The sequence below is a fragment of the Pseudomonas citri genome, assembly GCF_025336485.1.
GTDB lineage: Bacteria > Pseudomonadota > Gammaproteobacteria > Pseudomonadales > Pseudomonadaceae > Aquipseudomonas > Aquipseudomonas citri.
The window spans coordinates 153,584-167,355 of record NZ_JAODAB010000009.1; the positions used below are offsets into that span (position 1 = coordinate 153,584).

Genomic DNA, 13,772 nt, shown 5'->3' on the forward strand with positions numbered 1-13,772 from the left:
GAATCATGACAATGTCCAAGAAGATCCACGTTACCGACACAATCCTGCGCGACGCCCACCAATCGCTGCTTGCCACCCGCATGCGCACCGAAGACATGCTGCCAATCTGCGACAAGCTCGACAAAGTCGGCTATTGGTCGCTGGAAGTCTGGGGCGGCGCCACCTTCGACGCCTGCGTGCGCTTCCTCAAGGAAGACCCGTGGGAGCGCCTGCGCCAGCTGCGCGCCGCATTGCCCAACACCCGCCTGCAAATGTTGCTGCGTGGCCAGAACCTGCTGGGCTACCGCCACTACAGCGACGACGTGGTCAAGGCGTTCGTGGCCAAGGCTGCGGTCAACGGCATCGATGTGTTCCGTATTTTCGATGCGATGAACGACGTGCGTAACCTGCGGGTGGCCATCGAAGCGGTGAAAGCCGCCGGCAAGCACGCCCAAGGCACCATCGCCTACACCACCAGCCCGGTGCACACCATCGAGGCCTTCGTGGCCCAGGCCAAGCAAATGGAAGCCATGGGGTGCGACTCGGTGGCGATCAAGGACATGGCCGGTCTGCTGACCCCCTACGCCACTGGCGAATTGGTGAAAGCACTGAAGGCCGAGCAATCGTTGCCGGTGTTCATCCACTCCCATGACACCGCCGGCCTGGCCGCGATGTGCCAGCTCAAGGCGGTGGAAAACGGTGCCGACCATATCGACACTGCCATCTCCAGCTTCGCCTGGGGCACCAGCCACCCGGGTACCGAATCGATGGTCGCGGCCCTTAAAGGCAGCGAGTTCGACACTGGCCTGGACCTGGAGTTGTTGCAGGAAATCGGCCTGTACTTCTACGCCGTGCGCAAGAAGTACCACCAGTTCGAAAGCGAATTCACCGCGGTGGACACCCGTGTCCAAGTCAACCAGGTACCGGGCGGGATGATTTCCAACCTGGCCAACCAGTTGAAAGAGCAGGGCGCGCTGAACCGCATGAACGAAGTACTGGCGGAGATCCCGCGAGTGCGCGAAGACCTCGGCTTCCCACCGCTGGTGACCCCGACTTCGCAGATCGTCGGCACCCAGGCGTTCTTCAACGTGTTGGCCGGTGAGCGCTACAAGACCATCACCAACGAAGTGAAGCTTTACCTGCAAGGCGGCTACGGCAAGGCGCCGGGTGAGGTGAATGAAAAACTGCGGCGCCAGGCCATCGGCAGCGAAGACGTGATCGACGTGCGCCCGGCCGACCTGCTCAAGCCGGAAATGACCAAGCTGCGCGGCGAAATCGGTGCACTGGCCAAGTCCGAAGAGGACGTGCTGACCTTCGCCATGTTCCCGGACATCGGGCGCAAGTTCCTCGAAGAGCGTGAAGCCGGCACCCTGACCCCGGAAGTGCTGCTGCCGATCCCTGAAGCGGGCAGCGTGAGCTCTGCGGGCGGCGAAGGTGTGCCGACCGAGTTCGTCATCGACGTCCACGGCGAAACCTACCGCGTCGACATCACCGGGGTGGGCGTCAAGGCCGAAGGCAAGCGTCACTTCTACCTGTCCATCGACGGCATGCCGGAAGAGGTCGTGTTCGAACCGCTCAACGAGTTTGTCGGCGGCGGCGGCAGCAAGCGCAAGCAAGCCACCGCGCCGGGCCATATCAGCACCACCATGCCGGGCAACATCGTCGATGTCCTGGTCAAGGAGGGCGATGTGGTCAAGGCCGGCCAGGCAGTCCTGATCACCGAAGCCATGAAGATGGAAACCGAAGTGCAGGCGGCCATCGCCGGCAAGGTCACCGCCATTCATGTGGCCAAGGGCGACCGGGTCAACCCGGGTGAAATCCTGATCGAGATCGAAGGCTGATCGAACAGCCTCGATACAACGCTTTAACCTCGGGGGGGCATGTGCTCCCCTTTTTTTGTCCGCGAAATTGTCAGAACATCATGCGCCATTGGCCCATCAGCGCATTGTTGCGATTGTCCTGCCCCGTTTCGCCGCGATAGCTCAGACCGAGGGTGTGCCGGGGTGAAACGGTCAGGTCCAGTCCGGTCTCCACGAGCAGACTGTCGCGGTCCAGTTCGACACCCTCGACGGTGTACGTATGGCCGCCGGTCACCAGGCGTTGTCGGGAACGGCCCCTGACATCACCGTACAGGTGCTTCCAGCCGACATTCAGCCGCGGCGTCAGCCGCATGCCTTGGTCAAACAGGAAGGGGCGGGCGAGGCGCAGGCCGAGGTCGCTGCTGTAGTGGTCCTGGGTCTGCTTGCGGTACTGCAACGCGGCGTCCCCGCCTTTTTCGGTATAGGCATTTCGTTGGTAGCGTTGGTAGCCGACTTGGGCATAGGGTTCGATATCGAAATGACCGACGTCCAGGTTGTAGCCGAGCTGGCCGAAGACCTGTTGCGTGTTGGCATCGTAACGGCCTTTCAGATGATCCTTGAATCCGTTGAAGGCTACGTGGCGCTTGGTGCTGCCATCGTGATGACCATGGACAGCGCCCAGGTGCAGCGCCAAAGGCCCATCCTGAAACAAGGCGTACGCGCCCACCAGCCAACTGTCGAGCGCTCCTTCGAACTGATAACTGTCCAGCTGTGTCTGGGTTTTGCCGCCGACGATGCCCAGGCGCCAGTCGGGGCTGACAGCCCAGTCGGTTCCCAGCATCAGGCCTTTTGTCGAATGCTTGAGGGCATGATTGCCCAGGTACTTGGCGAGGCTGCCGCTGTTGCCGATGGCCTGGACCCAAACCTGGCCGTCACCCCGTGCGTTTGCGGGTTGGGTCGAGTCCAAGGCCGAGAGCATTCCGGTGCTGATCGGCGCGACAGTGCTCAGGGTGGCGCTGCCCAGGTCGGCGGTGTTGTAGCCGCCCAGTTGGTCGATGGCGTCGGCTACGGTAGTCATATTGGTGCCGAGCAAGGCGTTTATGGCGGCGTTGGGTTTGGGGATTGGCTTGTTGGGCTGGGCATTGGCAACGATTTTTGGTTCGGTGGGCTTTGACGCTGGGCGATCGGCTTGTGGCTCGACGACAGGAGAGGGGGGAATCGGTGAAGTGACGACGGATTCCGATTGCGATGGTTTGGCCCGTTCTGATTTCTGAATACTGCGTAAAGCATTTTGTCCGTTCTCATTGGCCGTGATTTTCTCGGGCGGAACCGCTTTGGGCGCGAGAATCAAGCCGACTTCTGTCTCGGTGGTGTAGTCAGGTGTCGCGGTCACTAAGGCGAGCTCGTTGACGACATCCCCGAATTTCCCATCGATCTTTTTCGCTTCGATCACGATGTGCTTGCCCGCACCGATGGACTCGCCTGGCAACGAGCTAATCTTCAGCGTCGCGTTGCCTAGCTTCGCGGTGCCGCCGACTTTGATCATGGCACTGCCGCTGTCTGGATAGATGCCATAGAGCAGCGTTGCGCTTTGCGAAAATTCAAGATTCCCTTTGATCGTAGGGCCCCCGTTCGCAGGGTCGACTTCCAACAAGCCCTTCACGTTCAGCGCGTTGATTGTGCCCTTGCCGCTGAAACTGCCTGTCTCGTTCACAAAGACAGACTTGCCCACGTCCCCCTCGTTATGAAATTTGCCGGCAACGTGTACCTCTCCACCGATCTTGCCGAGATTGCGAAATTGGGCATCCGCTTCTACCAGGCCTTTATTGAAGCGGAGGGTGCGCGAGGATTCGCCCTCCAATGTTGTGAACTTGGGTGGCCTGCTGGATGCCTTGGTCGAATGATTGGGTTGGGCTTGCTCCTGGGTGGTTGTTTCGGAGGGGGGAACTGTAGCGTCATCGGTCGATGGCTGGGCTATCGAAACATCGGCGCAACCGAGTACCAGGGTAATTGCCAGGGCCAGGCGTTGGGGTGGATACAAATATCGGATAGACATCGGCGTGAGGCCTCTCGTGGAGTGAGCCCGCACTTTAAAAATTCAACTTGGAACGCGATGCCGGCCATCTCCTGGCTTCCAGCGAGACACGGCGACGTCATCTGTAGGCTGCTTCTGTTGTGATAGACACATTGTCCCGGTGGCTCTCATGAGCTGCTGTCTTGCCCTACAGCGTCCGCGGAGCTTGTCGACAGGGAACCCTTTCCCGTTTGCCGCCACAGAGAGAAACCAACGCAAAAAACTCAGGACATTTCCATGCGGCCTATCGAGGCAAGAGAACAACTGGGCCAGTGGCTGCGCACACGAGGCATCGCGGATGCGCTGGAGGGCCAGCGTGAGCGTCAGGCCGTGCGCACCGCCAACGGGATGGATTGCCTGCTCTGGCTGCCCCTGCAAGACACCACACTGTTTATCTTCGTCGTGGTCACGGAACTGACTATGCCCCAGGACAACGACATCCTGGCCCTGTCCATGGCGCTGAACCTGGAGCCGAGCCGGACCCACGGTGGATCCCTGGGCTACAACCCAGTCTCCAGGCAGTTGATGCTGCGCAGCATGCACCCCATGAGCAGTCTGGATGAGCCTGGCCTCGATCGTGTCATTACGCAGCTGGGCACGTTGGCCGGGTCGCTGAAGCGCTACATCGAAGGCTATCGACACCAGCAAGCCGCTGGCCGCCGCGCGCAGAAAGGGCCTGCGCCATCACCGGCGTTTCATTTGGGAGCGCGTCGGTTCAGCGCAAATTAAGGAGCGATACAGCATGCATATCCAGCATTCCAGCGCCGCGGCAGAGGTCACTGGGACAGAAGCGGGCCAAACGTCTTCACCCGCCGGAATCCGACCGGGCTCGCCCGAGACGTTCACTCATCTTCAGCCTCGCGCGAGCGGGCCGCTGGTTCCCCTGGACAGCGGCGAGGACGTGTTCTTCGACGCGCACGCGTCATTCCCGCCGGTCGACGCCGTCACCCAGCCCAGCCATGAAGAGGTCCAGGCCCAGCATCGTTCGCTGCGGACCATGCTGCCGGAGCTGATGACGTCCCTGGCCTCGTTGCGTGATGACGCTACGCAATACATCAAGACCAAGGTCAAGGAGATGGCCGACAGCGGTATGGGAGGCACGGCGAATATCGAGGCGAAACGGCAGATAGCCGAGGAGCACGGCTGCCAGCTTGTCCAGCCGTTCCACCAGAGCAAGTTTCTCTTCGACAAGACCATCGATGACAGGGCGTTCGCGGCTGACTACAGTCGCGCAGGAGGTAGCGGCCACGCCTGCTTCGGTCTGTCGACCAACTGGTGCCAGAGTCGAGCCAAGGGCCAATCGGACGAGGCCTTCTTCGACAAACTGGCGAACCCCCGCGAAGACGCGCTGCTGCCGCGCGTGCTGGGGTTCCAGCACCTTGAGCAACAGCCCTACACCGACAAGATCGAAAACGCCGGCCCGATGCTCCGGGACACGCTGCCCAAGCTGGGCATGATGCTGGGCAAGACACCGGACGGCGCACAGGATGCTCACTATCGGTTGAAGCCCGAGGCTATCGATCAACAGCTGAAGGGCGTACTGAAACCCGGTACGGACCAGACCTTCCTGTTATTGAGCGAAAGCCACGCCATGGCCCTGCATCAGGACAGAAACAACCACCTGCACTTCTTCGACCCGCTGTTTGGCGTGGTCCAGGCGGACAGCCGGGAAAAGATGAGCAGTTTCCTCAGCGACGTCTTCAAGCGCGATGCGCGTAATCATTGGCGGGGGGCAGACCATCACCTGCAGTTCAGCGAAGTGGTGCCGGGGCCGGCGTTTCATCTGCGTTGATCGAGGCACGGATGGAAGCGCGCTCAACGATTGTTCCGATACGCCTTCCCATAATGCCCCTCCATCCGCGCCTGGATCAGCTCCAGCGCAATGGACATCAGCCAGTAAATGATCGCCGCCGTCGTCAGCATTTCGATGTAGCGATAGCTGGAACGCCCATAGGATTGGGCCAGGAACATCACTTCCCAGACGCCCATCACCGAGATCAGGGAGGAGTCCTTGAGCATGGAGATGAACTGGTTGGTGGTCGGCGGGATGATGGTGCGCATGGCCTGGGGCAGGGTGACGCGCCAGAACATCACGGTTTCGCTCAGGCCCAGGGCGAGGGAGGCTTCGCGTTGGCCGGGAGGGACGCCGAGGATGCCGGCGCGGAAGATTTCGCTCAGGTAGGCGCCGTAGTTCAAGGACAAGGCGATGATCCCGGCGGTGACCGCCCCTGGGACCACGCCCAGTTGCGGCAGACCCAGGTAGATCAGCAGGATCTGGATCAGCAACGGCGTACCGCGGAAGAACGACGCGTAGAAACTGGCGATGCCGAACGCCACGGCGCTTTTGGACAACCGCGCCAGGGCGGTGACGAAGCCCAGCACCGACGATGCAACGATCGAGCACAGGCACAGGAACAACGTCAGCACTGCGCCTTGCAGAAAACCGTTGGGCGCCAGGTGCACACCCACCAGGTTCGGCAGTTTGTCGAGGATGATGGAGAACTTCAGGTCAAAGCTCAGGAAAAAGCTCGCGAACAACACCAGCATGGCCGCCCAGGTCAGGTACAACCGGGTGCGAAAACCGAAGATTTTTTGCAGACGCGACTCAGCCACCGGTTGCGGTGGCTGAGAAGGGGACGGAAAAGAGGTCATTGGGTGATGTCGGCGCCGATCCATTTTTGCGAGAGTTTGCTCAAGGTGCCGTCCTGTTTCAACTGCGCGAAGACGTCACGTACCTTGGCGTCCCACTGTGCGTCGCCTTTTTCGATGGCCACCGAGTTCGGTTCGGCGTACAGCGGCTGGCCGGCCAGCTTGAAGCGCTTGTCCTCGGTCAGGCGGGGTTGCGCGGTCACCAGGTTGGTCAGCACCGCGTCCAGTCGCACGCCGGCGCCCAGGCCCAGGTCCTGGAAGGCGACGTTGTCGGTGTCGTACGGGGCGATCTGTACATTGTCGAAGGGGTAGCTCAGGCGGGTGTCTTCGGCGCCTTCGATCACCAGGTTCTTGTTCAGGTAGCTTTCATAGCTGGAGGCGCTGGTGAGGCCGACTTTCTTGCCGCTCAGGTCCTTGGCGCCGTGGATGCTGTCGTCCTTGGCGTTGACCACGATCACCGCCGGCGAGGCATAGTACTGCACGGGGAAATCGAACACCTCGGCGCGGGCCTTGCTCGGGGTCATCGAGCAGATGCAGATGTCATAGCGACCGCTCCAATGACCGGCCGCGATCACGTCCCAGGAAGGGGTTTCCAGGCGCAGCTTCACGCCGAGTTTTTCGGCGACGGCCTTGGCCACGTCCACGTCGAAACCGTCGAGCTGGTTCTGTTCATTGAGGAACGAGAAGGGTGGATAGCTTTCCATCAGCACGCCCACCAGCTCTTTTTTCTGCTCGATGCGCTCCAGCGTGGCGCCAGCGAATGCTTGCGAAGAGGCGGCCAACAGAGTCAGGCCCAAGGCCATCAATGGTTGAAGTTTCATATAAGGCCCTGGCTGAAAATACAGGTTGTGGTTAACCGAAGAGTGCGTATTAAATAGTTATAAGAACAACTCCGGTAGTGAGTTATTTTCATAAGCTTATGAGTGAATCGCATATGGACGCAGCAACGACAGTCATTCTCGATGGCGGCATGGGCCGCGAACTGCAACGCCGTGGCGCGCCGTTCCGACAGCCCGAGTGGTCGGCGCTGGCGTTGAGCGAAGCGCCCCAGGCGGTGGTGGATGTGCACGCAGCTTACATCGCCAGCGGTGCCAGCGTAATCACCAGCAACAGCTACGCGGTGGTGCCGTTTCACATTGGCGAGCAGCGCTTTGCCGAAGAGGGCCAGGCACTGGCGGCGCTGGCGGGGGAGCTGGCGCGGCGGGCGGTGCAGGCGTCGGGTAAATCGGTGAAGGTTGCCGGGTCGCTGCCGCCCTTGTTCGGTTCCTATCGCCCCGACCTGTTCGACGCCTCCCGCGCCAGCGAATTGCTCGCGCCGTTGGTGACCGGCCTGGCGCCTCATGTCGACTTGTGGCTGGCCGAAACCCAAAGCTCGACGATCGAGGCACGAGCGATCCACGCCGGGCTGCCGAAGGACGGCAAGCCGTTCTGGCTGTCGTTTACCTTGAAAGACGAAGACACCGATGAAGTGCCGCGCCTGCGCTCCGGTGAACCGGTGGCGGACGCCGCGGCGGTCGCCGCCGAGCTGGGTGTCGAGACGCTGCTGTTCAACTGCAGCCAGCCGGAAGTGATCGGTGCGGCCATCGACGCGGCGCGGGAGACGTTTGAACGCCTGGGCGTGAAGATCCACATCGGTGCCTACGCCAACGCCTTCCCGCCGCAACCGAAGGAAGCGACCGCCAACGACGGGCTGGACCCGTTGCGCGAAGACCTCGATCCGCCCGGTTACCTTCAGTGGGCCGCCGACTGGCGCCAGCGCGGCGCCAGCCACCTGGGTGGTTGCTGCGGCATCGGGCCGGAGCACATTGCGGTGTTGGCGCAGAAACTGGCCTGAGCCCCTTGAAGCCGACATGACGGCTTACACATTCCCGCCCCCGCCATACATATGTATGTCATCGCTGATCGGATGAGGCGATAGGTTCCCGGTTCCTTAACAACAACAACCGGGACCTATCCTTGAAACCCATCAGCTTGTTACCCAACGGTATTCGCTTTCAACCGCATGAATTCGCCGATCAATGGCTCGGTCAATGGGGCCTGACCGGTGACGCGCAGGTCCAGGCCACTTACCAAGAGGTCGTGACGGTCGACTCGGCCGCTGAACGCAAGACCGCATCGGTTCCCTTGCGCGCCGCCGTCACCCAAGGCTTCCTGGCCGCTCATCAAAGCAGGGCTTCCTCCTCGGCTTTGTCCCCGCGCGAGGGTTGGGTATACCCCCACCGAAGCCACCTGTCCCTGGACTTCTCCTCACTGCGGGCCCACGGCAAGGCCCTCTCGCCCGATGTCCTGCGGCAACTGCAGGCGGGCATTGCGCCCGGCTATCAGGGCGTCGGACAACCCGTCATTACCGAGGTGGATGCCCAGGGCAATCTGCTCGGCGCCCGTGAAAAAGAGCAACTGAAGCAATTGGACCTCCTGGACGCCAATCAGGTGAAGCTGGCCCGCCTGTTCGCCGCGCTTCCGACGTTCGACACGGTGCTCAAGAGCCTGCTGGTCAGCCGGCTCAAGGCCAGGATTTCCGCAGGGAAATTCCGTGCATTGGTTCCTGAGCACATGGACCCGGATCACTGCTACGTGAACCACTTCACCGTCGATGCGTTGGGCAAGCGCTCGTTGACGTCTTCGCAGCGTTTTACCGACGTCATGTCGAGCAGTCTGGCAACGGATACGCCGCCCACCTACACGACCGATGGGGTGGGGTTCTTCACCCGTCCGGATACGGTGCAAGAGGCGGACAGCCTGTTTGCCAGCCCACTGGATCGCAAGACTGTCGCCACCCTGGAATCGGTTTTCTACATCGCTCAACCGGTGACCAACGAAAGCCTCAAGGGTCAGTTCCTTGAGGACCTTGTCACGTTTCGCCAGAGCAAAAGCGTAGGGGCTGCGCTCGATGCGCCAAACCCGGGCACAGCAGAAGCGGCGCTGGCTCATCTGCTGGCCCGACGTTTCATGTCGCTGTTGGATCTGTACAAGGTGGATCGGGATCCGGCCTCGCAATTGACCCCGAGTGAACGAGCCCAGCAACACGATGAGGACCGCCTGCTGGACCTCATCACCAGCCATCCTCGCCTGGCGGACAGAAACCGCCTGTTGCGGGCGCCCATTCCCCATGTCTATGCCGTGATGCTCGACATGGGTAGCGCAGCGCCGCGCAAATGGCCCGCGGCAATGGTCATCAAACGCGCCGACCAGCCGGCGTTGTTCCTGTATTCGCTGGAAGGCGGGATACAGAAATTCCGTTCCTTCCAGGACCTGGTTAATACCGCCAGCCCTGTCTACGCGGGGCAAAAACGCACGATCCGGGATATTTCCACTGAACTGACCGGGCATGTCTTTGAAACCGCCGCGGATGACCTGTTGCAGTTCCAAAGCGCTGCGCTGCAAGCGTTTCTGGATGCGCCGGCAAACGAGACGCTCGCCTTGCCGGCCTTTGCCCTGGGTGTCGACGACGCGCTTGATCTGCCCATGTTGTCCCTCGCCGGGCCGTTGGCGGTCCGCCAACACGCCCTGGTTGAAGACAATCGCCCCGATTTCTTCAAGACGGCGACCTCTGCGCAGAAGTCCCATTACTGCAATCTGGAGCTTTCGGTATTGGACGCCGCCTATGCCTTGGCGGGCAGCGATATCAAGACGTTGTTGCAGTTCACTCGGCAGAAGATCAAGCAATACCTGCAAGAAACCGTACACCCGGACATCGACCCCGATCCGGACCAGACCCAGGTCACGTTTTTCTATGGGGAAAAGGCCAACCCGAGGCAGTCCCGCGTTACCAGCCTGACCCAGTTGCTCCTGGATAATCTGCGACCATCCCAGCACCCGAACGCCATGAGGGAAGTGCTGAGCGCCTACCTCGTCGACCCGGACGGCGAGCGTGTCCGCAACCCGGCCAACGGTTATTTCGTCACGCTGACCGGGCGCGAACTGGCCCGGATGGTGACGAGCATCGATGCCGGTGGCAGTTATGAAGCCATGCTCAGGGAGCAAATGAACAAACCGGCCTACAAGCAGGCCTGGCAGACCGCGTATCGGGCCAATCTGAAATTCAAGGGGTATGAGGCCTCGCTCAAGGGCGACGCGGCGTTCAAGGCCACGCTTGTCGACAAGGCTTTCAACCCACCGAAGCCGACAAAGAAGCTCACCCTTTGGCTGGACGCTGTCCTGCGCTCGTCATCGGCAGAGCAGCGCACACCGGTCATGGGGCGCCGGGTGCATGTCTACGCTTTGGTACTGGGCGGAAGCATGGCTGCCACAGACCCGCACGGCCACATGGGCAATGCGATCAGCATCAACGGTGCGCTGGTGTTCTCCGACCAGGAGGGGCCGCAGATCAAGGGCACCGTGGGGGTCTATTTTCCTGATAGTCCCCAGGGCGAGGATTTTCATGAGTTTGCCGATTTGAGCGATGGTGTTGCCGAGCTGTTGCCACGGGAAGACTGGCAGGAATATTTCCGTTCACGCATTTCCACCAACGACCCGTCGCAGATAAAACGCACCCTGGGGCAGCAGGGCGGTCGCCCGTTGATCCGAGGAGCGTTGATCACCGGCGATCTGCTTGAAGCCCTCCATCGGGCCCACGTCAATTTTCACAGCGCCCATGCCGATCACCGCTCCAACAGCAACCGCAATGTCCGTCACCAGACCTATGGCAGGCTCGGGCAGATGATGATCGAGATCGTCATGGAGTTGGCCGGTCTGTTCCTGGCCCCAGGTTTCCAGATGCTCAAGAGCGCCATCAAGACCGGCTTGCTGGTGTACCGGACGGGCGCTATCCCACTGAATCTGAAGACCCTGGCCTTTGTGCACGCCGTGGCGAACCATGGCGGATGGCGTCTTACCCGAAGCGCGGCAGTGTCCACCCGGGGCCAATCGTTTTTCCGGGCGGTGACGGCTCGTCAGGGCCGGGATGAAGCCATGACCGGGCTGCCGTTGGACATGGCGATCTATGGTCCCTATGCCGTCACGGATGCCTCGGTGATCCGTGGGCTGAGCGCAGACACACGCGGCTTCTATCGCGCCACGATCAGCCATGCGGCCACCGGCCGTGTGATGGATCGCCCCGTGTACGTGCGCCAACCCGACGGCACGGTGTTCCGTGTCCATGACCATACGAAGCTCGATGCCACCGAAGCCACCCTGGTCAACCCGATGACGGGGCTGGGCATCCGCGCCAGTGGGGTGATGCGCAGCACCGTGGCGCGGATGCCCGACGGGGAGTGGCGTGCCGTGGGCTTTGGCCGTGGAGGCGGAAAGCGGCCAGGGAATCCGGATCCGCAGCCAGGGCCTTCGAAACCCAAGACGGTGGCCACTGCGGCATCCGCCCTTTCCGTGCGGATGGACCTGGTCCCATCAATCATGACGCGCCTGGCCAATTGGCCGCAAAACCGGAGCCTGCTGATCATTGATCGACAGGCTCCTGAACACGTCTGGTCAGTGCGCTTCACCCCGGGGCAGGAGCAAACCATCTATCCGATGGAAATCCATCCGGGTAGGGCCGACACAGACGTCGTTCTGATTCGCCTGGCCCAGGACCATTACAGCGTGGAGCTTGGGGGGGAAGTCGTGGAAATACCGGGTGGCGGCGATTGTTTCTTCGAGGCCGTCAATCGCGGGCTGAACGAGGGGCAAGCCGAGCAAGCGCTCTCGATGCAAGGCTGGAGAAACGAAGTGGCGAATTACATCGACCAGCATCCGCAGCTCGGGCAGTACGTGGCACCGCTTCCAACCCGGACACAACAGGCGCTCTTCGAGAATGCGTCTTCGCTGCACAACCTGTTGGGCCAGGCGGCAGTGCTCGATCTGACCCGCATCGTTTATGGCGCGCCCAACCCGAATCGCCTGTTCCAGCCGACCTTGCGCTATCTGGACCTGCATGCAAACAGCACTGTGCGAATGGCGATCACTGCCGGTCCATCCTCGCGATTGCCGCCAGAAATTCTCCAGCACGTCGGACGCTTGTTGTCACCGCGACCCCCGGCCAGATTGACGCCCAGCGTCAACGCGCCGTTTTCGGGGGAGCAGAGGCAATCCATGAAGCAGATGTTCGAAGACCTCCTGGTGGGCCCCGTCGAGAACGAGCTGGTCGAGGATTTGCTCGACAACCAGTTCCTCCTGGTTTCCAACGACGTGGTCCATATCCTGCTCGAATATGGGGTCACGGCAAGGCAACTGCTCGACCACCATCCCCACAACAGTTCAGCGTATGTCCTGTATGACGAAGCGCTGCACGGTCATCTGGACGAGGACCAGATGGAAGCGCTGCTCGATGGCGCCTATCTGGTCAACAGCGACGACCTGGACGATGCCAAGGATCTATTGGTGAGCGATGCCGGCAGGTACGTCGATGATACGTCGGAGCTGTTCGATCATTTCATTTACACAGACACGGCCGAAAGAACCGTCGACCTGTTCAGGACTGCGCTCAGGCGTTTTCCCGACCTGCTGAGGCGGGCGAATCTGCTTCTCAGGTCGCCGATCATTGCTCATAACCTGGGCGGCCTGTTGCGCGTGAGTGAAGTGGCCAGATGGATTCGTAACCCCGCATTGTCCGACGTGCGATTCCAGATCGTTGCCGAGTATGCCAGCACCCGTCATAGCGAATTGCAGCGCACGCGAAACATCGATATCGATTGGATGCAGGTGTTTGACGATCGGAACCTGCGAAATATCGTCCTGCATCAAGAAGCGTTGGGCGACTTCCTGGAGTTCCTGGGAGGGGCGTGGGGAAACATCATGGACAACGACATACCGGCTGTCGCGAAGTTGTTCAGCGCTCCGGGGCAGCTTCCGTCCAACAGCAGGGTCGCGGTGTTATTCAATACGCCGAATCTGTGGACGGCCCTACGCAAGCTTCGAAAGGAGTATGCCGACCAGGTCTGGGCCGACCTGATCGGACCGTATTTCAGCGACGCTACGATCCGACAGGCACTTGCCTGGCCAGGGGCGTTGAGTTCGGAGATGCACCTTGCCCTCGCCTTGAGAAACAGCCTTGCACCAGAGGAGCTTCGCGCGAACCTGACCATACAGCGCCTGCTTTCCATCGGTCAGCGGCGGGCTCAACAATACCTCTACAACTTTGATTTCCCGACCGATCGCCTGGGCCATCGCCGGCTGGATTTTGCCCTGTACGTGGAAAGCCACTTGAGCATTCCGGACTGGGCCTGGCAGTACGCCAGGCGTGGCGTCACCCCGCAATCGCTCAAGAAGATTGGTGAGGTGAAGCCCAGACCGGAGTGATGGCCGCCGGGTGATGTCGACTGTGCCGCCGCCATCGC

At 61.1% G+C, this 13,772-nt stretch carries 8 protein-coding genes; 5 read left to right on the forward strand and 3 right to left on the reverse strand.

All coding sequences use genetic code 11. The features are described 5' to 3' along the window. Positions 1-11: 11 nt before the first annotated feature. On the forward strand, positions 12-1,820 hold the full coding sequence (gene oadA, locus N4Q37_RS13105; RefSeq protein ID WP_260958418.1) for a sodium-extruding oxaloacetate decarboxylase subunit alpha: 1,809 nt from the start codon (positions 12-14) through the stop codon (positions 1,818-1,820). Positions 1,821-1,890: 70 nt separating this feature from the next. Here the strand turns inward: oadA and N4Q37_RS13110 are convergent, their stop codons facing one another. Next, positions 1,891-3,639: an autotransporter outer membrane beta-barrel domain-containing protein gene (locus tag N4Q37_RS13110; RefSeq protein ID WP_260958419.1), complete on the reverse strand. Its 1,749-nt coding sequence runs from the start codon at positions 3,637-3,639 to the stop codon at positions 1,891-1,893. Between the two features lie 450 nt (positions 3,640-4,089). On the opposite strand from N4Q37_RS13110, the gene N4Q37_RS13115 reads away from it, so the two are divergent. After that, on the forward strand, positions 4,090-4,581 hold the full coding sequence (locus tag N4Q37_RS13115) for a CesT family type III secretion system chaperone (protein ID WP_260958420.1): 492 nt from the start codon (positions 4,090-4,092) through the stop codon (positions 4,579-4,581). A 13-nt stretch (positions 4,582-4,594) separates the two neighbouring features. After that, entirely contained in the window at positions 4,595-5,644 is a 1,050-nt protein-coding gene (locus N4Q37_RS13120; protein WP_260958421.1) for a YopT-type cysteine protease domain-containing protein, read from the forward strand. 23 nt (positions 5,645-5,667) lie between these two features. On the opposite strand, the gene N4Q37_RS13125 is transcribed toward N4Q37_RS13120, so the two are convergent. Further along, on the reverse strand, positions 5,668-6,504 hold the full coding sequence (locus N4Q37_RS13125; protein ID WP_260958422.1) for an amino acid ABC transporter permease: 837 nt from the start codon (positions 6,502-6,504) through the stop codon (positions 5,668-5,670). Next, positions 6,501-7,322, reverse strand: coding sequence for an ABC transporter substrate-binding protein (locus tag N4Q37_RS13130; RefSeq protein ID WP_260958423.1), 822 nt, complete (start codon positions 7,320-7,322; stop codon positions 6,501-6,503). The genes N4Q37_RS13125 and N4Q37_RS13130 overlap by 4 nt, the downstream gene beginning before the upstream one ends. Positions 7,323-7,435: 113 nt before the next feature. Between N4Q37_RS13130 and N4Q37_RS13135 the strand changes: the two genes are divergently transcribed. After that, positions 7,436-8,335 (forward strand): homocysteine S-methyltransferase family protein, encoded by a 900-nt coding sequence (locus N4Q37_RS13135; RefSeq protein WP_260958424.1) that lies wholly within the window; start codon positions 7,436-7,438, stop codon positions 8,333-8,335. A gap of 122 nt (positions 8,336-8,457) precedes the next feature. Beyond that, positions 8,458-13,734: an OTU domain-containing protein gene (locus N4Q37_RS13140; protein WP_260958425.1), complete on the forward strand. Its 5,277-nt coding sequence runs from the start codon at positions 8,458-8,460 to the stop codon at positions 13,732-13,734. Positions 13,735-13,772 lie beyond the last annotated feature (38 nt).

What these genes read in the sequence shown, in the direction of transcription:
- oadA (WP_260958418.1), top strand. Translation starts at nt 12, where the DNA reads ATGTCCAAGAAGATCCACGTTACCGACACAATCCTGCGCGACGCCCAC.
- N4Q37_RS13115 (WP_260958420.1), top strand. Translation starts at nt 4,090, where the DNA reads ATGCGGCCTATCGAGGCAAGAGAACAACTGGGCCAGTGGCTGCGCACA.
- N4Q37_RS13120 (WP_260958421.1), top strand. Translation starts at nt 4,595, where the DNA reads ATGCATATCCAGCATTCCAGCGCCGCGGCAGAGGTCACTGGGACAGAA.
- N4Q37_RS13125 (WP_260958422.1), bottom strand. Translation starts at nt 6,504, where the DNA reads ATGACCTCTTTTCCGTCCCCTTCTCAGCCACCGCAACCGGTGGCTGAG.
- N4Q37_RS13130 (WP_260958423.1), bottom strand. Translation starts at nt 7,322, where the DNA reads ATGAAACTTCAACCATTGATGGCCTTGGGCCTGACTCTGTTGGCCGCC.
- N4Q37_RS13135 (WP_260958424.1), top strand. Translation starts at nt 7,436, where the DNA reads ATGGACGCAGCAACGACAGTCATTCTCGATGGCGGCATGGGCCGCGAA.